This is a genomic window from Phocaeicola coprocola DSM 17136 (genome assembly GCF_000154845.1).
Classification (GTDB): domain Bacteria; phylum Bacteroidota; class Bacteroidia; order Bacteroidales; family Bacteroidaceae; genus Phocaeicola; species Phocaeicola coprocola.
Genome location: NZ_DS981509.1, coordinates 146411 through 169084, shown reverse-complemented (window position 1 = coordinate 169084; position 22674 = coordinate 146411). Strand labels below are relative to the sequence as shown.

Below are 22674 nucleotides of genomic sequence, written 5' to 3'. Positions count from 1 at the left end.
TTATCTATGAAGAAATTGAAAAAATATTGGATAGCTGCATTCTTTGTTTTTGCCGGATTGCTACAATCCTGTGATGACGATGAAGGATATTCCATTGGTGATATAGCTAATGACTGGGTAACTATACGGGTTGAAGGAGAAGGAGTATACAGTTTCACAGGTGACACTTGGGGAACAATGTATCCTGCTGCTAATGCTGTCTGGAACTATTCTCTTGTAGAAGGACAGCGTGCTTTTCTTGTTTTTAATCCGTTGTTCGATAACTATTATGGTTATGATGTCGGTATAAAACCTGAACGGATATATCCATTTCTAACAAAATCTGTTGAGGAATTAACAGATGAGAATGAAGAAGAATTTGCAGATCATCCGGCTTATTTGGAAAATATGTGGATTGCAGGAGGTTATCTGAATGTTATTTTTAACCAAAAGTTACCTACTACTCATAAACATCGAGTTAGTTTGGTAAAGAAAGCAGGAGAGCCGGATATTGCAGATGACGGATACATACATTTAGAATATCGCTATAATACCTATGGTGATACATTAGATGTTTTCAATCCTAGTGTTGGAGTTGTATGCTATAACTTGAATACTCTTCCGCTTGAAGAGGCAAAAGGCATTAAATTGAAGATTAATGAGGCATATTACGGAGAGAGAATTCTAAGTTTTGAAAATATGAATGAGCCGACTCCTGACGATGCAAAAGAATTGCATTCTATAGCCAGATTGGAAGTAGAGTAAATTATATCTCTTATAGAGGAAGCATGTTTTTATTCTGTTTTTTTATGGGATGAAGACATGCTTTTTTATTTGTCGATATTTTCAGATTTAGGTAAATGATTTACTTGCATATATCTCTTAAAGTCTTATTTTTGCCGTAAAAACTAATTATTTATGAAAATATTAATAGTAGAAGACGATAACGATTTAAGAGAAATAACAACTCATTCTCTTGAGAAAGAAAGATATGTGGTATCCCAAGCTCCTGATTACCGTACTGCATTACAGAAAATTGAGGATTATGACTACGATTGTATTTTGCTTGATATAATGCTTCCGGATGGAAACGGACTTGATTTGTTGGCAGAACTTCATGCACTAGGAAAACATACAAACGTTATCATTCTTTCAGCTAAAGCCTCTTTAGAGGATAAGGTAAATGGTCTGGATTTAGGTGCAGATGATTATTTGCCCAAACCATTCCATCTGGCAGAACTTCATGCACGTATTAAGAGTTTGCTCCGTCGTAAGTTACGTGAAGGGGAACGCAAATTACAAGTAGGAAATGTTGAACTTTTCCCTGATGATTTTCGTGTTATGGTTCAAGGAAAAGAAATTGAACTAAACCGGAAAGAGTATGATATATTGAATTATTTTATGTCGCGTCCTGGCAGGTTGGTAAATAAAAATACGCTGGCCGAATCTGTGTGGGGAGATCATATCGATCAGGTTGATAATTTTGATTTTATATATGCTCAGATAAAAAATCTTCGTAAACGTTTGAAAGATGCAGGAGCTACTCCCGAGTTGAAATCAGTTTATGGTTTTGGATATAAATTTGTTGTAGAATGAAACTCTTTCATTTAGTTCTGTGGCGTATCTCTTTAGCATTGATCGTTGTTCTGACGGTATGGGCTGGATTTTTTTATATGGCAGTCGTAGAGGAAGTGAACGATGAGGTAGATGATACGCTTGAAGATTATTCGGAAGGACTTATAATTCGTGCTCTGTCTGGAGAGGATATGCCAACAGCCAGTAACGGTTCGAATAATCAATATTATTTATATGAAGTGAGCGAATCATATGCAGCTTCTCATCCTCAGATTACGTATCGTGATGAGATGGTATTTATCACAGAAAAGAGTGAAACAGAGCCGGCTCGCGTTTTGATAACAATTTTCCGAACGGAAGATGAACGCTATATGGAGTTGGTCGTTTATACGCCAACTATTGAAAAGCTTGATTTGCTTAGAGCTATCTTAGGCTGGATTATCTTTTTATATGTTTTGTTGTTGCTGATTATTCTATCAATTAATATATGGGTATTCCGTAAAAATATGAAGCCATTGTACGTATTGCTCAAATGGCTGGATACTAGTCAGCTGGGAAAGAAAAATGAGCCATTGGAGAATACTACTAAAATTACGGAGTTTCGTAAGCTGAATGCGGCAACCATGGCATTTGCCGAGCGAGGTGAGAAACTTTTTGAGCAGCAAAAGACATTTATAGGTAACGCTTCCCACGAGATGCAGACTCCTCTTGCCATTTGTCGTAATCGATTGGAAATGCTGATGGAGGATGAGACTTTGACTGAACATCAACTGAATGAATTGATAAAGACTCATCAGACACTGGAAAATCTGACTCGTATGAATCGTTCTTTGTTACTGCTGTGTAAAATAGAGAACGGGCAGTTTGTAGATACACGTTCTGTTTGTCTGAATGATATTCTTGCTCATTATTTGGACGACTATAAGGAGGTATATGCTTATCGTAACATTACGGTTACAGTAACAACAGACTCTTCATTTTGTGTTGAGATGAATGATTCATTGGTTTCTGTATTAGTGACAAATCTGCTGAAAAATTCTTTTGTACATAATATAGATGGTGGGTTTATATATATAAAAATCACTGCAAATACTTTTGAAATAAGCAATACTGGAGAAAAGCCATTGGATAGGGAGCGTATTTTTGAGCGCTTTTATCAAGGTCAGAAAAAAGAAGGATCAACAGGGCTTGGACTGGCTTTAGTGGATTCTATCTGTAAAGCGAATCATTTGAAGATTGATTATACTTATGTAGAAAACAGACATATCTTTACGATAAGTAAGCAGAATTCAGAATAAAAAGAGAAATATCCTTTTTGATTTCAATTTCTTTTCAGATTCCTTTTGCATCTTTGCAATACGATAATGAGAATTTGATAAAATAACACTAAAAAGCAGATCGATATGAAAAAGTTAGTTTTTTTACTTGTATGTCTTTTTTCTATACAGACAATGTTGTGGGCAGACAACGATAAGCCAATTCATGTAGGACAATTACCGACGAAAGCACAGACTTTAATAACCACTTATTTTAAAAACCATAAAATCGCTTTGGCTAAGATGGAGTCAGGTCTTTTAAATAAAAGTTATGACGTAATTTTTACTAATGGAGAAAAATTGGAGTTTAACAAGTCAGGTGATTGGACCGAAGTTAAATGTACGAAATCAGAAGTTCCTTCTGCCATTGTTCCAGAACCTATCCGGACTTTCTTGAAAAATAACTATCCGGATGGAAAAATAATACAGATAGAGCGAAAAGATAAAGGATATGAAGTGAAGCTTTCTACTCGCTGGGAAATAACCTTTGACAGTAAATATCAAGTTGTAGATATAGACGATTAATTTCTAAAGAAAATGCCCCCAAAAGTTTAACTTTTGGGGGCATTTTTAATATGTTCCGATTCCAGAGTTTTTGGGGCTGATATTTTATTAGAATTTATAGCTTAAGGAAATTGTTAGATTTCTATTTCTTAAAGTAGGTGTTTCATAAATGCTTGTATTATTTTTATCTGTATCGGAGGTATATTCGTCTATTAATCCCCAGTCATATCCTAAAGATACAGAATATCTTTTTTGTAGTTCTGCTCCTATTCTGAATCCTAATCCAAAGTCGAAGCGTTTTAGTCCATTACTGCCGAATACATTCTCTGTATAGTCTTCTTTTACGATATTGGGGTCACTGCCTCCATCTGCTGTAGCTGATATTTGTTCTATCTTGTGTTTGCCGAATAGGCCAATACTGAAGTATGGACCGGCTTCGGCGAATACTGAAACTTTTCTCGTGATGGAATGTCTATAGCCGAAATGAATAGGGATATCCAAATAATAAGGATTTGTTTTTATACTTCCCAAAATTCTATGATCTTGAGAACAGCCTTTTAAAGACAAAATTGTTCCTGCATTTATATATGTCTTTTCATTCATTGCGAAAATGGGAATCTCAAATCTTGCTCCGATATGAAATCCTGTACGAGAACCTAAACCTCCAAGATCAGAAACATTCAATCCCAATGTAGTTTCCCATCTAAACGGGGCACCGATACTTTGTGCTTTCATTTCCCACACCGTGGCAAATAAAGCTATGAATAAAAACAACCTTTTCATAACATGAGGAGTTTTAAGATTTTATATGAACAATTGCGTGGATGCTGTTACTACAAATATATAAAAATCTTATGGAATCTCTATATTTACTGTTAGATAAAGTATGTCGTTTTTTCTGGTTTTAGTGATGAAAAAAGGGCTGTATCATTCGATACAGCCCTGAACGTTTCTATATAACAATACTTCGGTAAATTTTTACCGAAAGATTAAAAGTTAAACAACAGAACCGGCAAAAGCTGGTTCGGAAACACTAAAGAGGTCATTGAAATGTTGTCAAAAACGAATGGTTAAGCATGAAGAAATGTGCTGAAAAAAGAGAGCTAACCTGCTGATAATAAAGGAGGAAAGTATTGCATAATTCGTTATTTCTTAGTAAATTAGAAGTCTCTGAACTCTTCTGATTATGACTAAAGAAACACTCCTTATGCAATACCAATCCGAGTGCCTGTCGGCTCTCAAATCAGTAGCGAATATACACAAACCTTTTGAAAAAGCATTCATGGACACCATGAAATTATTCATGGCCATCCCGGATCGTATAAATTTCCTTCAATTGGGCAGATATGGCTGTTTCTCAGAACAGACTTATCGCAACCTTTTTGAGCATGAAACTTTCGACTGGTTTGCGTTCAACGGATCTATCATCAGCAAGTATCTCACAGGCAAAAGAAAAGCCATCGCCATCGATCCTTCCTATATTCCCAAATCAGGCAAGAAGACACCTTGGATAGGTTACTTCTGGTCCGGTTGTGCAGGAGAATACAAGCGTGGACTGGAAATCATGGGCATCGGTGTCATTGACATCGACAACCATGAATGCATGACTTTAGGTTCCATTCAGACGCCGGATTGTAAGACCTTGGATAATATGGACAAGAACCTTGTTGACTGGTACAGCTGCTATCTTATCAGCAGAAAAGACAAGCTGCAAAGCATATCCAAAACGGTGGTTGCAGACGCATTCTTTTCCAAGGAAACTTTCGTAACGCCTATGTGTGAGAACAGTTTCCATGTTATCAGCCGCTTTAGGAATGATGTTGTCCTGTACTATCCGACATTGGAAAAGAAAACAGGAAAACGTGGTCATCCCAAGTGGTTTGACGGCAGGATTGACTTTGCCAATCTGGATTTGACCCGGTGCAAGGAATACGAGGTGAACAAAGGAAAGCTATACGGATTGAGGGTTTATGCTAAAGCTTTCAAAAGGTATGTTTCCTTAGCCGTCTGGTATCCGATGGACGGAAGAACAGACAAGTGGCAACTTTATTTCTCTACAGACGATTCCATGGATGGACGCGAGGTGCTGGATTATTACAGAACCAGGTTCCAGTTGGAATTTTGCTTTAGAGATGGCAAGCAGCATGCAGGAATCACCAGCTGCCAGTCTACCGACTTCAGGAAATTGGATTTTCACTTCAATGCATCGCTTGCTGCTGTCAACTTGGCCAAAGCGGCATGTAAGAGGCTCGGAATAACCTATTCCATATCCTCCTGCAAGTCTTTCATACACAATGCTTATATGCTTGAACGATTTATTTGCGTGTTTGGGATTAGCCCAGACCCGCAAGTTATTGACAAACTTTTCAAAGAACTCATTTTATTTACTGCCAGAGCCGCTTAGGCTTGGCGAATTTTTAACGAACTATTGACCTTAATAAATATTATGAAAAACCTCTTGTTGATGTTTACAAAATTAGCAGGTTCGCATGAAAATGATGTGAACATTTTGATTCAATAGGTGAAAAAAATGTGCAATCTTGTGTTTTTATATATGAAAAATTGACAAAAGATGCATTCTTTGGTATGCAGGAGGGAATATTGTTCATTTTTCATAGATTCATGCCTGAAAATGTCAGGATTAACAGAATTGTTTGTATCTTTGCCCCAAATTTATAATAAAAAAAGTATGAGTTATAATTTACTGAAAGGAAAAAGAGGTATTGTTTTTGGTGCTCTGAATGAACAGTCTATTGCATGGAAAGTTGCAGAAAAAGCTGTTGAAGAAGGAGCAGTGATCACTTTGTCCAATACTCCTGTTGCTGTCCGTATGGGAGAAGTTTCTGCATTGGCAGAAAAGCTGAATTGCGAAGTGATTCCGGCAGACGCTACAAGCGTAGAAGATTTGGAAAACGTTTTCAAGCGTTCAATGGAGGTATTGGGAGGTAAAATCGACTTTGTACTGCACTCTATAGGTATGTCACCTAACGTACGTAAGAAACGTACTTACGATGACCTTGACTATGATATGTTGAACAAAACGCTGGATATTTCAGCCGTTTCATTCCATAAGATGATTCAGTCGGCTAAAAAACTGAATGCTATCAACGAATACGGTTCTATCGTTGCACTGAGCTATGTAGCTGCACAGCGTACATTCTACGGTTACAATGATATGGCAGATGCGAAAGCTTTGCTTGAATCTATCGCACGTAGCTTCGGTTACATTTACGGACGCGAACATCACGTACGTATCAATACCATTTCACAGTCGCCTACCATGACTACTGCCGGATCGGGAGTAAAAGGTATGGATAAACTGTTCGACTTCGCCAACCGCATGTCGCCTCTGGGCAATGCTTCGGCTGACGAATGTGCTGACTACTGTATCGTAATGTTCTCTGACCTTACTCGTAAAGTCACTATGCAGAACCTGTTCCACGATGGAGGTTTCTCTAGCATAGGTATGAGTCTTCGTGCTATGGCTACTTACGAAAAGGGTCTGGATGAATACAAAGACGAAAACGGAAATATTATCTACGGATAATATCTGACGGATAAACTGTTTACATGAGAAAATTTATATTCATATTACTAAGCATCGTCGTACTTGTTTCCTGTCATACAGGAGAGCAAGACGGCGATGTTTTGCTTAATAAGAATATAAAGGTTTTCCGTTACGACCGTCTGCAATTTGAGGCCACGGCAATGAACAGCTTCTCGGCATTGCAGAAAATGAGCCTCGACTGTCCGCGTGCTACCAAGATTCTGATAGAAGATGTGCTCATGCTGGGTACAGTAGACGAGCCGGCTATCAACGAACGCTTGTGTGAGTATTACTCGGACACAATTTTGCTCCGGCTGATGCAGGATGCGACCGAGAAGTTCAAAGATATGACTTCCCTTGAAAAGGGATTTACCGAAGGTTTTCACCGTTTGCGGGAAGAGATACCTTCATTTCCCATACCGGCAGTCTACTCGCAAATCTCAGCACTCAACCAGTCGGTAGTGGTGGGCGACAGCTTGCTGGGCTTCAGTATTGACAAGTACATGGGCGAAGACTATCCGCTTTATCGCCGGTATTATTACGACTATCAGCGCCGCTCGATGAATCCGGACCGGATACTTCCCGACTGTTTTACCTTCTATCTGCTTAGCTTATATCCGTTTGAATGGCATCCGGGACACCGTTCGCTATACGATGTCATCATGCACCAGGGAAAAATACACTGGGTAGTGCGTAAGGTACTTAAGATGAAATCGAACGGAGCAATGCTGGGATATAGCAGCGAGGAAGAAGACTGGTGCAAGGAACATGAGAAGGAGATGTGGAAATGGATGAAAGAAAGGGGACATCTCGCGAGTACAGACCCGATGCTGATTCGTGCATATACACATTCCGATCCGAGCATGGTACTCAACGGTGAGAAGATTCCGCCGGTAATAGGCTTATGGCTGGGAATGCAGCTTGTAGAAAAATACATGAAGCAACACTCTGACGTGAGTATTGCCACACTGCTGGAACGTACTGATTTCGGCAATCTGACTTTAGACTGAGCTACAAAAATATAGATTATAGACAATCATGGATACAGCATTATACTTGCTGCCGGTGACTCTTGGTGATACTCCGGTAGAAAAAGTCCTTCCTTCGTACAATAGAGAAATCATTCTGCAGATTCGTCATTTTATCGTAGAGGATGTGCGCTCGGCACGCCGATTCCTGAAAAAAGTGGATCGGGATATCAATATCGACGAACTGACGTTTTATCCGTTGAACAAACATACGTCACCCGAAGCTATCTCGGGTTATCTGAAACCGTTGCAGGAAGGAAACTCCATGGGAGTAATCTCGGAAGCAGGTTGTCCGGCCGTTGCCGATCCGGGAGCAGACGTTGTAGCTATCGCACAGCGCAAGAATCTGAAGGTGGTTCCTTTGGTGGGACCGTCGTCTATTATCCTGTCGGTCATGGGTTCGGGCTTCAACGGACAAAGTTTCGCTTTCCACGGTTATCTGCCTATCGAACCGGGAGAACGTCAGAAAAGATTGAAGGAACTGGAACAGCGGGTATACAGTGAGCATCAGACACAGCTTTTCATCGAAACACCTTACCGTAACAACAAGATGCTGGAGGATATCTTGAAAGCCTGCCGTCCGCAAACCAAACTTTGTGTGGCTGCCAATATTACCTGTGAGGGGGAATATATCAAAACCAAGACTGTTCAGGAATGGAAAGGTCATTTGCCCGACCTTTCAAAGATACCGTGCATATTTTTGATTTATAAATAAAAATATTATTCGGAAGCACCGAATGCCTTCCACATTTCTGCTGCCATCTGAAGTGTATCCAGTTCCGAAAGCAGGGAAGGACTGTATCTGCGTGCAGCGGTTTCGCTTATTTCGTCGAAAGAAAAGAATCTGCCTCCGGTTATTTTCTGCAGGTCTGTTTCGTTCTGGAGAGGGAGAATGTACAACGATACGCGTTGCTGGTTGTCGGCATCGCATGATGTAGTTGTATATTTCAATATAAGCCGTGGGGTAGTATTTTTCGAAGCACATATCTTTTTGGCGATGCGTGCGGCGTATTCGCTGCTCTTTTCGATTGGTCCCTCAAAAGGACTTTCTACAGCAATATCCCACATGGGAGCGTTTTCGTATTTTTCGTCAGGACATCCGGTACGTTGTTTCAGGTAGATTTTTCCGTCGTGTACTACTGCAATGCGCACCAGACTATAACGGAAGTTTTCCTGAAGTGCGAGATGGATTCCTACTACATTGATGACCAGGCACAGCACATAGATAATAACCGGTATGCCGTACATCAGGAAGAAAGAACCCTCTTCCAAAAACAGATGTTCGATATGGTCTACAAAAAGCAGGATAGTAAGATGCAGTGATGAAAGTATTACAATGGTTTTTGCTTCCAGAACAAAAGAGAAACAGTTTCTCAGATGCAGCCGTTCTTGCAGTTCCTTGTAGATTTCGGGAGCTGTGATATGGATGAATGCCACAATGAGCAGCAACAGCTCCAGTATGGGAGTAATGCTTCCGTATGGAATAAATTTGTAGCCTGTAAACAGGCGAAGTACGAAGCAGGAACCTATGCCTATACTACCTAGCAGAAGGAAAAAATTCAGATCCTTCAGGCGTACAATGCCGTATAACAGCAGACCGAGGCAGACTATAAAACCTATTCCCAGCACTATTGTATTTTGGAAAAAATGCAAACATATCAGTGTTGCTATGATAGGCAACAGTCCGAGCGATACTATCTTGTTTCTGTATTTTAATATAAGTTTCATCATCTGCCGTGGTCTTTTTTATAGGTGTAACAAGGTTCTTTTCCGAATTGTTCACTTATAGCGGATGTGTTTTTCGGCATGATAGGAAGAACGTACCAGCGGACCGCTTTCTACTGTGGCAAATCCTTTCTTTTCTCCGGTTTCCTTGTAGCGGGCAAATTGTTCGGGTGTGACATACTCATGAACGGGATAATGTTTCCGGCTCGGCTGGAGATATTGTCCAATGGTGAGAATGCGGCAGCCGTTTGCCAGCAGGTCGTCCATGGTCTGTTCTACTTCTTCAGGAGTTTCTCCCAGTCCTACCATGATGCCCGACTTGGCCGTTATTCCACTCTCGGCTATCTGGCGGATAACCTCCAGACTTCGGTCGTAGGTTGCCACGCTTCTTACCAGCGGGCTGATGCGGCGTACGGTTTCCATGTTGTGTGAAATAATATCGGGACGGGCGTCGGTTACCATGCGGATCAGTTCTTCCCTGCCTTGAAAGTCGGGGATGAGTGTTTCCAGTGTTGTATTCGGATTGACTTCTTTTATCGCTTTGATTGTGGCAGCCCAGTGAGCTGCTCCCAGATCAGGCAGATCGTCGCGGTCTACCGAGGTGACAACGGCATGATCCAGTTTCATCAGACGGACCGATTCGGCTACCCGTTCAGGCTCCTGAGCGTCGAGCGGAAGCGGTTTCCCGCTGAGGGTGTTACAGAATTTGCATGAGCGGGTACAGATAGCACCACCTATCATGAAAGTAGCCGTTCCTTTTCCCCAGCATTCGCCCAGATTCGGACAACGGCCGCTGCTGCATATCGTATGCAGTTTATGCGTATCGACAATGCGTTTTGTATCGGTATAGCGTGCATTGGTTCCGATAGTTATTTTCAGCCATCCAGGCTTTTTTACGTGTTCCATAGTATATTGGTCTAAGAATGAGAAATGAGGAATTAAAAACCGCCGCCTTGTATCGGCAGTAGAATTTTTAATTCCTCATAACTCTCAATGTATGATTATAATGTTTATTTCAGCTTTTCGATAAAGAAGTTGGCTACACGGTTCATCAGATGATTGCGTGTGTTGCCGCCGAAGATGCTGTGATTGCGGTTGGTATATACCTGCATGTCGAACTGTATGCCTGCCTGTACCAGTGCTTCACTGTATTCGGCGCAGTTCTGATAGTGCACGTTGTCGTCGGCTGTTCCGTGTATCAGAAGCAGGTCGCCATGCAGTTTCGGAGCGCGGAGGATAGCCGAACCGGCATTGTAACCGTCGCCGTTTTCCTTCGGTGTACGCATGAAGCGTTCAGTATATACTGTATCGTAGAAGCGCCAGTCGCTTGGAGCTGCAATCGCCACACCAGCCTTGAATACAGGTGTACCTTCACTCATCGACATCAGTGTATTGTAACCTCCGAAGCTCCATCCCCAGATACCGATGCGGTTTCCGTCGATGTAAGGCAGTGAGGACAGATATTTGGCAGCTTCTACCTGGTCGTGCGATTCTTTTACTCCCAGGAAGCAGTATGTACATTTTTCAAAGTCCACACCGCGTCCGCCTGTACCACGTCCGTCGACACATACCATGACAAAACCTTTGTCGCACATGTAAGCTTCGAACATGCCTCCATCACTGAAGCTTCCGATGCCCCATCTGTCGAGTACCTGCTGCGAACCCGGTCCGCTGTACTGGTGCATGATGACCGGATATTTCTTGCTTGGATCGAAGTTGGCAGGTTTCATCATCCAGCCGTTCAGCTCTACACCTTCGGTTGTACGGAAACTGAAAAACTCTTTTTTCGGCATGTTCAGTGTAGCAACTTCCGATTTCAGTTTCGAGTTGTCCAATAGTGTAGTCAGCTCCTTACCCTTGTTATTGTTTATCGTTATCAGTGTAGGAGTGTCGATATTAGAGAAGTTATTGATATAATACGACAGGTTGGTACTGAATATTGCCGAGTTGGTTCCCGTGCGGGTAGAAAGTTTGATAGTCTTTCCTTTGGCATCGGTCTTGTATACAGCCGTACGCAACGGACTTTCCTCGTTGCTGGTATAGTAGAACGTATTGGTTGGCTTATCCCATCCCAGAAAATCCTTCACTTCGAACTTACCTTTGGTAACTTGTTTGATCAGGTTTCCTCCGATAGTATACAAGTACAAGTGATTGTATCCGTCGCGTTCACTCATCATTACGATATTTTCCGGATAGAAAACAATGTCAGAATAAGCCTGTTCCTTGATGTACTGTTCGGCTTCGTCGCGTATAGTAAGCTTGCACAGTGCGCTTCTCGGATTGGCCATATAGATGTCGAACCGGTTCTGGTGGCGGTTCAGTGTCATGATGGCAAGTTTTTCAGGATCGGAAGTAAACTTGATACGTGGAATGTATCCGTCTTCGTCGAGCGGCAAATCCATTTTACGTGTAACGTGGCTCTTGATATCGTATGTGTGCACACTGACTTTCGAATTCATTTCGCCGGCTTTCGGGTACTTGTATTCGTAAGCTCCCGGATAAGTGGCATACTGGCTCTTTTCGGGGGCCATACCTTTGTACCATGGGAAGCTGAACATGGGAACCTGACTCTCGTCGAAACGGATATAGGCAATCATTTTGCTGTCGGCACTGAAATCGAAAGCGCGGTTGAAAGAGAACTCCTCTTCATATACCCAGTCGGGGATACCGTTCAGCACCTTATTGTATTCACCGTCCTTTGTAACCTGCGATTCGCTGTTGCCGAAAAGCAGCTTCACAAGGAAAATATTGTTGTTGCGTACGAAAGCAACCTGGAAGCCGTCGGGTGAAAACAGTGGAACCTGCTGAGGACCGTTTTTAGAAAGCGGTTCCATCTTGTTGTTTTTCACGTTGTATATGTAATACTCGGCAGTGAACGAATGACGGTAGATGGGTTTCGTGTCTGTCTGAATCAGAATCAGCTTTTCGTCGGGCGACATGATATAATCGTCGAACGACTTCACGGGGCAATCTCTTGCCGTAGTAACATCGAATATCGCTTCTACTTCCTTGCCCGTTTTGAACGAGTATTTCACGATACGTTTTTTGTCAGAACTCATCTGCGTGTAATGTTCTCCGTCCAGCATTGGTTTGATGCCGTAGATGCTTTGTGCACGGTAGGTTCCTTGTGCCACATCTTGCAGGCTGACCTTACGCTGTGCCTGTGCTCCGATAACGAAAGCCAGCAGGCAGAATAATGCAATCAGTTTTTTCATTGTGTAGATATGCTTGTTTTTATTATTATTCATACTTACCTGAAGCAAAGGTATAAAAAAATGCAATCCCCCTTTCGTGCGTTACATCGAAAAATGCCGATTGCAGATGTTTTCTCGTTTACTTCACACTTTTTAATAGCTTTGCCGAGGTTTTCGGTAAGGTTTAGGCAGGTAGTATATCATACGTCAGGAAAATACAGTAAGTTTTTATATGAAGTTTTAAAAAAACGTCGGGCAGTTTTCCATACCTTATCTTGATATTTTGCCGGACTTGTCCGGAAGAAAGCTTTCGTGATGCAATGGGAAAATTCGTTTTTCAGGATTTTTTTTAGTTATAAACTTTCTTATATCTTTGCCGTATCTAAAACGATATGAATTTGTATGGGGAAAAGTTTATTTCTAACGGTGATATATGCTGTGTGCAGCCTGTGTTACATGGCAGCGCAAGGACTTGTCAATGTGAAGCACTATTCGGTGAAGGACGGTATGTCGCAGAATACGGTGCAGGGAGTATTGCAGGACAATGAGGGTTACATCTGGATGGCTACCTGGAACGGACTGGAAAAGTTTGATGGTTATTCCTTTAAAAACTATAAGACATATCCTACAGACAAGGTCAAGCTTCAGTATAACCGTCTGGTGAATCTGCTACTCGGAGGTAATCAGATGCTGGTGTGCCAGAGTTACGACAGAAGGGTGTATCTGTTCGATATACGCCGGGAGTGTTTTGAAGATGTATTTGCCTATCATCCGGAAGTAAAGTTGTGTACCGCTGCCTCGAAAATTATCACCCTTCCAAACGGAATGGTCTGGATTGTAGGTACGAATGGCGATTTGTGGCGCATCGATTGTTTCAGGTATAAAGACAAGGGAGGGCTGGTATACTTGCCTGCCCATTCGGATGCGGAACGCAGACGATACGTGTTCACAATCTCACTCGATATGCAGGGCAATGAGTGGGTGCTGACAGACAAAGGATATTTTGTATATGGCAATAACGCACTGAAAGGAAATGATGCTTATCGATATACCGCTAGTGTCGGCAAGCGATTTTTCGTGGCAGATAGTAGAAACAAGCTGATGGAATACCTTCCGGAAAAGGGACTGTCTGACGTACGTCTATCTCGTCCGGCAGAAAATATCCGGCAGATTTTTCCTCTTTCCGACGGATTGTTGGGTATATTGATGAAGAGAAGCTTTGCGGTTTATAATCCGGCAGACGGAAAGTCGGTTTCATTGTTACTCGACGAAACTCAGGAGGATTTTCAGCCGGTTTATATTTTTCAGGATTCGAAAAAGAATATATGGGTACAGAACAAGCTCAAGCATATAGTCAGGCTGGATCCGGAGTGCCGGCAAGCTGAGTTTCTGGACTATCCCCGCCGGCAGGCAAGTGAAGATGAAGCCTGTTTTATCCATGAAGATGAGTATGGTCATATATGGGCGTATTCTAATAATGGCTTTTTCTCGTATTACAATCCTAAAAAGCATGTGTTTCAACAGAGCTATATGTTGAACGATGCTACCAAAACGATGTACGAAGGTATCAACCGGGTTTATTACATAGACAATCATAAAAATGTATGGATGGCTCAGGAAGGCGGAATTGACCGTATTGCTTTTCTGAATACAAATTTTGAATATCTCAGCACGTCCAGTGCATTGGTCAGGGGCTTGTACATCGATTCGCGCGGAAGAATCTGGGTGGCATCGAAGGACGGAATGGTGAAGGTGTACGATAAAGATTTCGGATATTGCGGAAACCTGAGTCCTGACGGCAGAATCGTAAAAGACGGTTCGGTGGTGTTTGGAGCTAACATTTATTCTTTCTTTGAAGATAGCCGTGGAAATTTCTGGATAGGAAGCCGCGGTAACGGATTGTTTGTTGGCAAACCTCGTGGAGAAGGGTACGTCTTTAAACACTATCAGATTGAGGAAAACAATCCGGACGGGATAAACTGTAATTCGGTTTATTCTATAGCACAAGACCGTTTCGGGCATATTTGGGTAGGAACATATGAGGGTGGCTTGAATCTTGCCGTAGGTGAGCCGGAGAATCTACACTTTATAAATGTTACCAACAAGCTGAAAAAAAATTATCCCACCGGAAAATGTATGCGTGTGCGCAGCGTCTGTCCGTTGTCGAATGATGTGATACTTGTGGGTACGACCGACGGATTGATTTCGTTCTCCTCGCAGTTTGACAATCCTGAGGATATTCATTTTTACTTGAATTATTGTGAACCGAACCGTGAGAACAGTTTGAGTGATAACGATGTGATGCATATACTGGAAACTTCCGACGGAGAAGTATACATTACTACCTTCAGTGGAGGAATCAGTCAGGTGGAACTGGGAGGACTGTTGTCCGACAAGATTGATTTTTTCCATTACAATAAGAAAAACGGTCTGCCTTCGGACATAGCCTTTGCCATGGTAGAGGATAACAAACGCAGACTGTGGATTATGTTCGAGAATATTATCTGTAAGTTCTCTCCGGAAAAGCCTGATTTCGAAGTGTATGACCACTTTAATGTCAACTCCAATTTAATTCTTTCCGAAGTACCTCCGGTGGTAGACCGTTCGGGTAACATGTATGTAGGCTGCAATGAAGGAGCGTTACGCATCGATCTGGAACAGTTGAAAAAGACTGCTTATGCACCGAACATAGCCTTTACAAGTTTCAACATTCAGAAACGAGGAGGAATCTCAGTCAGAAACTCACTGGTAAACGATACGTTGACACTGGAACCCGATGAACGTAACATTACGGTTTCGTTTGCTGCACTCGATTTTACCAAGCCTGCTTATCTGGAATATGCTTATCGGATAAAGAATTTGAGTGATGAATGGACGTATATCGGAAAGAACCGTTCGGTAAGCCTTGTAAATCTGTCGGCAGGAGATTTTGATCTGGAAGTGAAATCGAATAACAGCGACGGAGTGTGGTCGGACAATATCAAGGTATTGCATATTCATGTGAAACCTACTTTCTGGGAAACAGGTTGGGCATGGGTCTTGTACGTTATCTTGTTCCTGCTGGCTCTGGCCCTGGTTTCGGGTATTGTAGTGTATATATGGGGGTTGCGTAAAAAAATCGGTTTCGAGAAACAGCTTACAAATATGAAACTCCGTTTCTTTACCGATATATCGCACGAACTCCGTACTCCGCTTACGCTTATCGAAGGTCCGATTGAAGAAGTACTTGAACAGGAAAAGCTTTCACCCGAAGGACTGGAGAACATGCAGGTGGCCAAGCGTAATACAGAACGTATGCTTCAGCTCATCAATCAGCTGCTCGACTTCCGTAAGATTCAGAACAATAAGATGAAGCTTTATATAGAGCAGGTCGACATCGTATCTTTGGCCCACAAGGCATACTCCGATTTCGTAGGCATGGCACATCAGTCGGAGATAGATTTCCGTTTTGTCGCACCTCAGGAAGAAATCAAGATTTATACAGATGTAGATAAGGTAGAGAAGGTGGTGTTCAATCTGCTTTCGAATGCTTTCAAATATACTCCCAAGGGAAAATCTATTTCGCTTATCGTCGAGATGCAGGCGGATAATGTACTGATCCGGGTAAAAGATGAGGGAAAAGGCATCGATATCGGAAAGCTGAGCAAGCTGTTCGACCGTTTTGAAACACTTGGAAGCGAACGCTCGGCGGTTTCTACAGGAATAGGACTTTCGCTGGTACACAATCTGGTAGAGATGATGCACGGCAAGATTGAAGTTGATACGGCGTTGGGACAAGGAAGTACTTTTACTGTTTCATTGCCTTTGAGGGCTGAGGCTTATCGCAATGACCAGAATGTAGAGTTTATATTGGATGACGGCAGCCGGGATGTTTCTTCCGAAGTTCAGATGCCCGAAGAACTGGAAGATCAGAAGGATATAACGATATTGGTTGTAGAAGATAATGATGAGCTGCGTCACTTCATTGTTCATATCCTTCAGAAAGAATATCGTGTACTGGAGGCTCCGAACGGACGAATCGGACTGGAAAAAGTTCTGGCAGAAATGCCCGATGTAGTGGTTAGTGATGTCATGATGCCTGAAATGGATGGTATTGAACTGCTGAATGCTGTTAAGACAAACCATAATGTCTGTCATATTCCGGTTATTATCTTGTCGGCAAAGGCTTCGCTGGACGATCGTATAAAGGGACTGGAGTATGGTGCCGACGGATATATTACGAAGCCGTTCAGTTCTGCTTATTTACGTGCACGTCTGAAATCGGTATTGTTGCAGCGCACTCACCTGAAAGACTTCCTGCTGGCAGGACGTAGTCTGGACGAGGTGACCGTAACGGCAACTGAAGAAAAGCAGGAACACCGGCTGGAGGATCTGTCGCCTTCACTTCCGCAAATCACTCATTTTGATGAAGAGTTTATCAAGAATATCATACAGAGTGTAGAAGATAACCTGAATAATCCGGACTTTAAGATAGAGGATCTTGCCGACTCGATGGGAATGGGACGTTCGATGTTCTATCGGAAGATAAAATCGATTCTGAGTGTTTCACCGATTGACTTTGTGAAAGATATGCGTGTGAAACGTTCGGTGCAGTTACTGGAGTCGGGAGAATATACGGTATCGGAAGTTGCCTATATGTGTGGATTTTCTTCTCCCCAGTATTTCAGTCGTGTATTCAAGGCTGCAATGGGATGTACGCCTACGGAATATAAGGAAAACCATTCCACGAAATAATTACATTTCGTGGAATGGTTCTCCGTTTACAGTTACATTTTCGAAACGGATATTTTCAGCTCCTGTTACTTTGTTGATTTCCGGCTTTTCTACTCCTTCGAATGAGCAGTCTTTCAGGTAGATGTTGCGTATCTGAGATTTATCGTCAAATCCGTCAAGATGAAGCACATACTGGCTTTTCTTACTGGTTATATTTTCCAGGTGGATATTCTCGAAGAGAGGCAGATACGGACCTTCGTCTACATGCCAGTATTTTTGCTCTATTCCCAGAATAGATTGTTTACATTCGCCTACGGTGATATTCCGTACAAAGACGTTTGCTACGTTTCCACCACGCATAGGGTTGGACTTGATACGGATAATACGGTCCAGTTCGGGGCTGTCCATCCGGCAGTTCTCTACCCATACATTATGGCATCCTCCGGTTATTTCGCTTCCTATGGCTACTCCTGCATGTCCGTCCTTCATGCGGCATTCACGTACGATGATGTTTTTGCAGGGAATGTTCCAGTAACGACCGTCTTCATCGCGTCCCGATTTTATGGCTATGCAGTCGTCGCCCGTGTCAAAGTCGCAGTCTTCTATCAGCACGTTTTCGCACGATTCCGGATCGCATCCGTCATTGTTCGGACCGTGGCTTTGCATTTTCACACCTTTTATGGTTACGTTTTCCGACAGCAGCGGATGGATAAGCCAGAACGGAGAACGGTTGATGGTGAATCCTTCCAGCAGAATGTTCTTGCATTTATATAAATTGATGAACTGCGGGCGGATGCCGTTCGCTTTTTCAAAGACGCGTTCTTTTACGGGGATAGAATCTGCTTTCATCTGGTACAGCAGGGTCTTTTCGTTGACCGTTTCTCCGTTTTCTGCCTTAATGCCACGGATGCGCTGTTCTGCAAACCAGTTGTCTGTACTAGCCTGTCCGTCTAGCTTCCCCTTTCCGGTAATGGCAATATTGTTTTCTCCGTATGCATAAATCAGCGGAGATATGTTATGGCAGTCGATGCCTTCTATACGTGTAAGTACGGTTTCGAACAGATTGTAGTCGGTTGTAAATTTCAGAATGGTACTGTCCGACAGGTGAAGGTTGACGTTCGATTTCAGGCGGATAGGAGCCGTGAGAAACTCGCCGTCGGGAACGAGTACGGTTCCTCCTCCTTGTGAAGAGCAGGCTTCGATGGCCCGATTAATCGCATCGGTGTATAGTGAATCTTTTCCGTTGTAATAATCGGTTATCACATACGTCTTGTCGGGAAAAGTTGGAGGAGAAATCTGGTTGTACACCTTTTCCATCTCCTTCCATGAACACGGTTCTGATGTCTGGCAGGATATACATGCAGCGGCTGTCAGCAGTAAACCGCTTAAAATTGAAGTTTTCAGGATATGCATAAGATACAATTTTGAGTGTTGTTTACAAAAATAGCCCGTATACCAGAAAGCCTTGTATAGTATTTATGCAATTCGTTGTACAATTTCTCTGCGAGGTATATTTATGTACGATTGACTAATGTTTGTACATCATAAATCAATTTGTGCAACTCCGTATACTCGCTTTTCCCTAAATTTGCTTCCGAAACAAGTCCTAAATTACTTAACATTTAATATTATGAACAGAAATTTTAAAAGAATCCTCTTCAGTGCATGTCTGCTTGCTGCTTTGGGAGGAACAGCATGTTCGGATGATACACCAGAACAGCCAGCTGGTGGAGGTACAGAGAGTGGAGAAACCGAGGAACCAGGAGGTGAAGATAATCCTGATGGACCTTTGCAGATGGATCCGGTAGAGTTTGCTGCATTTCCGGGTGCAGAAGGGTATGGAAAGAATACCGTAGGCGGACGAGGAGGAAAGGTTTATCACGTGACCAGTCTGGACGACGATGCCAACAATCCGGCAGAGGGAACATTACGCTGGGTATTGAAACAGAAAGGTGCAAAGACTGTTGTGTTTGATGTCGCAGGAACCATTCATCTGAAAGCCGACTTAAAAACCAATAACGATAATCTGACTATTGCCGGACAGACTTCTCCGGGAGGTATTTGTCTTGCCGATTATGCTTTTGTCATCAATTCGAATGAAGTTATCATCCGTTTCCTTCGTTTCCGTCCCGGAGATGACAGTGGAAAAGAACCCGACGGACTGGGAGGTATGGATAAAAAGAATATTATCATAGACCATTGTTCAGTGAGCTGGAGTGTGGATGAATGTTTCTCGGTGTACGGTATGGAGAACTCTACCGTGCAGTGGTGCATCGCAGCTCAGGCACTTCGTGTATCGGTTCATGGCAAGGGTACACATTGCTACGGAGGAAACTGGGGTGGAAACAAAGCTTCCTATCACCATAACCTGATAGCACATTGCGAAAGCCGTGTTCCTCGTCTGGGCCCGCGCCCCAGCACACAGCTTAATGAGTATGTCGATATCCGGAATAATGTATTTTATAACTGGGCAGGAGAGGGCTGTTACGGAGCCGAAAATCAGAATATAAATATTGTAGACAATTATTATAAACCGGGACCGGCTACTAATTCGGGTAAGGAAACAGACCGTATCCGTTACCGTATAGCCAAGATTGGTGTTCGTACTCTCGATTATGTGACTGAAGACGATGGTTCTTACAACGACTGGTATCCTTCCTTGCATAAATGGGGAACTTTCTATGTAACGGGAAACGTGGTGGAAGGACACGATGATGTTACGGCAGACAACTGGACAAAAGGTATTTACGCACAGCAGGAAAACGGCAGTAAGGTAGATAATCTGTGGACTGAAGAAACCATGAAGGCTATCCGTAAGGAGTCGCCGGTAGTCGATCCGGTAATGACAACCGAGCATTCGGCACAGGAAGCTTATCAGGCGGTATTGAACTATGCTGGAGCCTGCAATTATCGGGATGCAATCGACGAGCTTGTCCTTTCGGATGTCAAAGAAGGAAAAGCTACGTGTACGGCTTCAGGAAATAAGCCTGGATACATCAACGAACCTGAAGATGTATTGCAGGCATTGTCCGAACTGGGTGACAATCCTTATCCGGAACTTGCGAAAGATACCTCGCGTGATGTGACCGATACAGACGGCGACGGTATGCCTGATGCTTTTGAAACGGCATACGGGCTCGATGCCAATAATCCGGATGACGGTAATGCGAATACACTCGATCCGGCTGGAAAATATACAAATCTTGAAATGTATCTGCATAGTCTGGTGCAGGATATTATAAAGAAACAACAGCAGTAATTTCTGGAAATAGTTGTTGATTAAGGCATGGCGTTATTGGTTGCTGTACGATTTATCGTCCGGCTGCTGATGGCGCCATTGCTTTGTCTTGAAAAATAGTCCGTATGTCATGCAATATTTATTCATATCGCCGGTTTGCCTAAATAGTATACATTGTTTACTTAAATAATGCACGTCTTTTCTTCAGGGGTATCTTATTTTTGCGTTATCGAAAACAGCAGGAATAAAATCTGATAGTTATGAAGCATCCGTTATTTTTATTAATCTTATTATTGTTTTTCCCAACTGGAACGATGATTGCAGCTGACGGTGGAACTGCTCTTCCGGCTTTTCCGGGAGCTGAAGGATTCGGAAGATACACTGTCGGAGGAAGAGGGGGTAAGGTATATCATGTTACCACACTCGAAGATGGAGAGCAGGAAGGAACTCTCCGATATGCTGTAAATAAGAAAGGGGCACGTACCGTGGTGTTCGATGTTTCGGGTAACATTTTTCTGAACCGTCCCTTGCAAATAGTGAACGATAGCCTGACCATTGCCGGACAGACAGCTCCGGGACGTGGAGTATGTATTGCACGTTATCCGGTAACTATCAAGGCAGACGATGTTATAATCCGTTATGTACGCTTTCGGGTTGGCAACGAAAACAAGGGAGAACCCGACGGACTTGGAGCTACCGATCATCGCAATATCATAGTAGACCATTGCTCCATCAGCTGGTCGGTAGACGAAACTTGCTCTGTATATGGAAATGAGAATACTACCGTACAATGGTGTATCATCTCAGAAAGTCTGAATAACGGAGGGCATGCCAAGGGAGCGCACGGATATGGCGGTATAGTAGGAGGAGATCATGCCTCGTTCCATCATAATCTCATGGCACATCATGTGAGTAGAGTTCCGCGTATGGGACCTCGTCCGGGAACACAGACCAGAGAGTATGTGGATATTCGTAACAATGTGTACTACAACTGGGCTGGCAATGGCTGCTATGGAGGCGAAGGAATGAAAGTCAATATCGTGAATAATTATTATAAACCCGGTCCTGCTACACCTCATAATAAGGTGCGTTATCGGATTGCTTCTGTCGGTGTGCGTTCTAAAAAATATTGTTATAACAAGAAAGGGGAGCCCAACATCTGGCATCCCATGCTGCATGTGTGGGGAAAGTTTTATGTGGACGGTAATGTAGTAGAAGGCTTTCCCGAAGTTTCAGCCGATAACTGGACGAAAGGTATATACGAACAGCTTGATACGGCAAGTGCCGACGGATACTTTTCTTCCGTCACACGCGATACGATACGGCTGAAAGCTCCATTGGAAGCAGGTATTGTTACCACACATACAGCTGCCGAAGCCTTCGAGAAAGTGCTGGCTTCAGCCGGATGTTCCAAATGGAGAGATGAAATCGATGAGCGGATTGTAAGAGAAACTCGTACCGGTACGGCGACTTATATGGGAAGCATTGATAAAAAGGCTGCCAGTTCGCCTGGCATAATCGACTTGCCCGAGGATGTCATGCCTGAAGGAGCTTCATCACCATGGGTGGACCTTTCCGACGGAAATACCGATTTGCAGGCTCTTCTGGATACTGATGGTGACGGTATGCCCGATGTGTGGGAAAGAAAACACGGATTGGATTCCGAGAATCCGGCAGATGGATCAGCAGTAACGTTAAGTCGTGAAGGATATACCAATCTGGAAGTCTATCTGAATGAAGGTTTATAATCGGATATAAGATATGAAACAATAGATGTGAATATATATAAGGTGGGCGCTTTTTATTTGTTGGGGTGTATATGATGAATATCGTTTAATTTAATTGAAAATCAACA

At 42.8% G+C, this 22674-nt stretch carries 16 protein-coding genes; 11 read left to right on the top strand and 5 right to left on the bottom strand.

The window, feature by feature from the left end:
• Positions 1-6 precede the first annotated feature (6 nt).
• From BACCOP_RS17785 to BACCOP_RS17770, 4 genes are all read left to right on the top strand, one after another.
• Positions 7-744, top strand: a complete 738-nt coding sequence (locus BACCOP_RS17785) for a NigD1/NigD2 family lipoprotein (RefSeq protein ID WP_007571569.1) — start codon at positions 7-9, stop codon at positions 742-744.
• Between the two features lie 153 nt (positions 745-897).
• On the top strand, positions 898-1575 hold the full coding sequence (locus tag BACCOP_RS17780; RefSeq protein WP_007571567.1) for a response regulator transcription factor: 678 nt from the start codon (positions 898-900) through the stop codon (positions 1573-1575).
• Positions 1572-2852 (top strand): sensor histidine kinase, encoded by a 1281-nt coding sequence (locus tag BACCOP_RS17775; protein WP_007571565.1) that lies wholly within the window; start codon positions 1572-1574, stop codon positions 2850-2852. The genes BACCOP_RS17780 and BACCOP_RS17775 overlap by 4 nt, the downstream gene beginning before the upstream one ends.
• A 105-nt stretch (positions 2853-2957) precedes the next feature.
• A complete protein-coding gene (locus BACCOP_RS17770; RefSeq protein ID WP_007571563.1) occupies positions 2958-3395 on the top strand; it encodes a PepSY-like domain-containing protein in 438 nt (145 codons plus the stop codon).
• An 87-nt stretch (positions 3396-3482) separates the two neighbouring features.
• Here BACCOP_RS17770 and BACCOP_RS17765 read toward each other — a convergent pair whose 3' ends face one another.
• On the bottom strand, positions 3483-4157 hold the full coding sequence (locus BACCOP_RS17765; RefSeq protein WP_007571561.1) for a porin family protein: 675 nt from the start codon (positions 4155-4157) through the stop codon (positions 3483-3485).
• Between the two features lie 403 nt (positions 4158-4560).
• On the opposite strand from BACCOP_RS17765, the gene BACCOP_RS17760 reads away from it, so the two are divergent.
• From BACCOP_RS17760 to BACCOP_RS17745, 4 genes are all read left to right on the top strand, one after another.
• Positions 4561-5778, top strand: a complete 1218-nt coding sequence (locus BACCOP_RS17760; RefSeq protein ID WP_007566352.1) for a transposase — start codon at positions 4561-4563, stop codon at positions 5776-5778.
• Positions 5779-6063: 285 nt separating this feature from the next.
• Positions 6064-6921 (top strand): enoyl-ACP reductase FabI, encoded by an 858-nt coding sequence (locus tag BACCOP_RS17755; RefSeq protein WP_022125548.1) that lies wholly within the window; start codon positions 6064-6066, stop codon positions 6919-6921.
• A gap of 23 nt (positions 6922-6944) precedes the next feature.
• Positions 6945-7931 carry a gliding motility protein GldB-related protein gene (locus BACCOP_RS17750; protein ID WP_007571556.1) on the top strand — a complete coding sequence of 329 codons (987 nt, stop codon included), beginning with the start codon at positions 6945-6947 and terminating at the stop codon, positions 7929-7931.
• Positions 7932-7959: 28 nt separating this feature from the next.
• The gene (locus tag BACCOP_RS17745) at positions 7960-8664 is read left to right on the top strand and encodes an SAM-dependent methyltransferase (RefSeq protein ID WP_007571555.1); all 705 of its coding nucleotides are present in this window, start codon (positions 7960-7962) and stop codon (positions 8662-8664) included.
• Positions 8665-8669: 5 nt separating this feature from the next.
• On the opposite strand, the gene BACCOP_RS17740 is transcribed toward BACCOP_RS17745, so the two are convergent.
• From BACCOP_RS17740 to BACCOP_RS17730, 3 genes are all read right to left on the bottom strand, one after another.
• Positions 8670-9680 carry a hypothetical protein gene (locus BACCOP_RS17740; RefSeq protein ID WP_007571553.1) on the bottom strand — a complete coding sequence of 337 codons (1011 nt, stop codon included), beginning with the start codon at positions 9678-9680 and terminating at the stop codon, positions 8670-8672.
• 48 nt (positions 9681-9728) lie between these two features.
• A complete protein-coding gene (lipA, locus tag BACCOP_RS17735; RefSeq protein ID WP_007571551.1) occupies positions 9729-10580 on the bottom strand; it encodes a lipoyl synthase in 852 nt (283 codons plus the stop codon).
• Positions 10581-10684: 104 nt separating this feature from the next.
• Positions 10685-12889: a S9 family peptidase gene (locus tag BACCOP_RS17730; RefSeq protein ID WP_040312224.1), complete on the bottom strand. Its 2205-nt coding sequence runs from the start codon at positions 12887-12889 to the stop codon at positions 10685-10687.
• A gap of 381 nt (positions 12890-13270) precedes the next feature.
• On the opposite strand from BACCOP_RS17730, the gene BACCOP_RS17725 reads away from it, so the two are divergent.
• On the top strand, positions 13271-17602 hold the full coding sequence (locus BACCOP_RS17725) for a hybrid sensor histidine kinase/response regulator transcription factor (protein ID WP_040312223.1): 4332 nt from the start codon (positions 13271-13273) through the stop codon (positions 17600-17602).
• Here the strand turns inward: BACCOP_RS17725 and BACCOP_RS17720 are convergent, their stop codons facing one another.
• A complete protein-coding gene (locus BACCOP_RS17720; RefSeq protein ID WP_148315582.1) occupies positions 17603-18994 on the bottom strand; it encodes a glycoside hydrolase family 28 protein in 1392 nt (463 codons plus the stop codon). It lies immediately after the preceding gene.
• Positions 18995-19211: 217 nt separating this feature from the next.
• Here BACCOP_RS17720 and BACCOP_RS17715 point away from each other — a divergent pair, with 217 nt between their 5' ends.
• Together BACCOP_RS17715 and BACCOP_RS17710 are read left to right on the top strand one after the other, a co-directional pair.
• A complete protein-coding gene (locus tag BACCOP_RS17715; RefSeq protein WP_007571545.1) occupies positions 19212-20840 on the top strand; it encodes a polysaccharide lyase domain-containing protein in 1629 nt (542 codons plus the stop codon).
• Positions 20841-21079: 239 nt separating this feature from the next.
• Complete coding sequence (locus tag BACCOP_RS17710; RefSeq protein ID WP_022125538.1) at positions 21080-22567, top strand: pectate lyase family protein; 1488 nt, start codon at positions 21080-21082, stop codon at positions 22565-22567.
• Positions 22568-22674: the final 107 nt, after the last annotated feature.

Bases quoted from the DNA above. Each gene is read 5' to 3' on its own strand.
- BACCOP_RS17755 (WP_022125548.1), top strand. From the start codon at position 6,064: ATGAGTTATAATTTACTGAAAGGAAAAAGAGGTATTGTTTTTGGTGCT.
- BACCOP_RS17785 (WP_007571569.1), top strand. From the start codon at position 7: ATGAAGAAATTGAAAAAATATTGGATAGCTGCATTCTTTGTTTTTGCC.
- BACCOP_RS17730 (WP_040312224.1), bottom strand. From the start codon at position 12,889: ATGAAAAAACTGATTGCATTATTCTGCCTGCTGGCTTTCGTTATCGGA.
- lipA (WP_007571551.1), bottom strand. From the start codon at position 10,580: ATGGAACACGTAAAAAAGCCTGGATGGCTGAAAATAACTATCGGAACC.
- BACCOP_RS17770 (WP_007571563.1), top strand. From the start codon at position 2,958: ATGAAAAAGTTAGTTTTTTTACTTGTATGTCTTTTTTCTATACAGACA.
- BACCOP_RS17710 (WP_022125538.1), top strand. From the start codon at position 21,080: ATGAAGCATCCGTTATTTTTATTAATCTTATTATTGTTTTTCCCAACT.
- BACCOP_RS17740 (WP_007571553.1), bottom strand. From the start codon at position 9,680: ATGATGAAACTTATATTAAAATACAGAAACAAGATAGTATCGCTCGGA.
- BACCOP_RS17775 (WP_007571565.1), top strand. From the start codon at position 1,572: ATGAAACTCTTTCATTTAGTTCTGTGGCGTATCTCTTTAGCATTGATC.
- BACCOP_RS17780 (WP_007571567.1), top strand. From the start codon at position 898: ATGAAAATATTAATAGTAGAAGACGATAACGATTTAAGAGAAATAACA.
- BACCOP_RS17715 (WP_007571545.1), top strand. From the start codon at position 19,212: ATGAACAGAAATTTTAAAAGAATCCTCTTCAGTGCATGTCTGCTTGCT.
- BACCOP_RS17765 (WP_007571561.1), bottom strand. From the start codon at position 4,157: ATGAAAAGGTTGTTTTTATTCATAGCTTTATTTGCCACGGTGTGGGAA.
- BACCOP_RS17745 (WP_007571555.1), top strand. From the start codon at position 7,960: ATGGATACAGCATTATACTTGCTGCCGGTGACTCTTGGTGATACTCCG.
- BACCOP_RS17720 (WP_148315582.1), bottom strand. From the start codon at position 18,994: ATGCATATCCTGAAAACTTCAATTTTAAGCGGTTTACTGCTGACAGCC.
- BACCOP_RS17725 (WP_040312223.1), top strand. From the start codon at position 13,271: ATGGGGAAAAGTTTATTTCTAACGGTGATATATGCTGTGTGCAGCCTG.
- BACCOP_RS17750 (WP_007571556.1), top strand. From the start codon at position 6,945: ATGAGAAAATTTATATTCATATTACTAAGCATCGTCGTACTTGTTTCC.
- BACCOP_RS17760 (WP_007566352.1), top strand. From the start codon at position 4,561: ATGACTAAAGAAACACTCCTTATGCAATACCAATCCGAGTGCCTGTCG.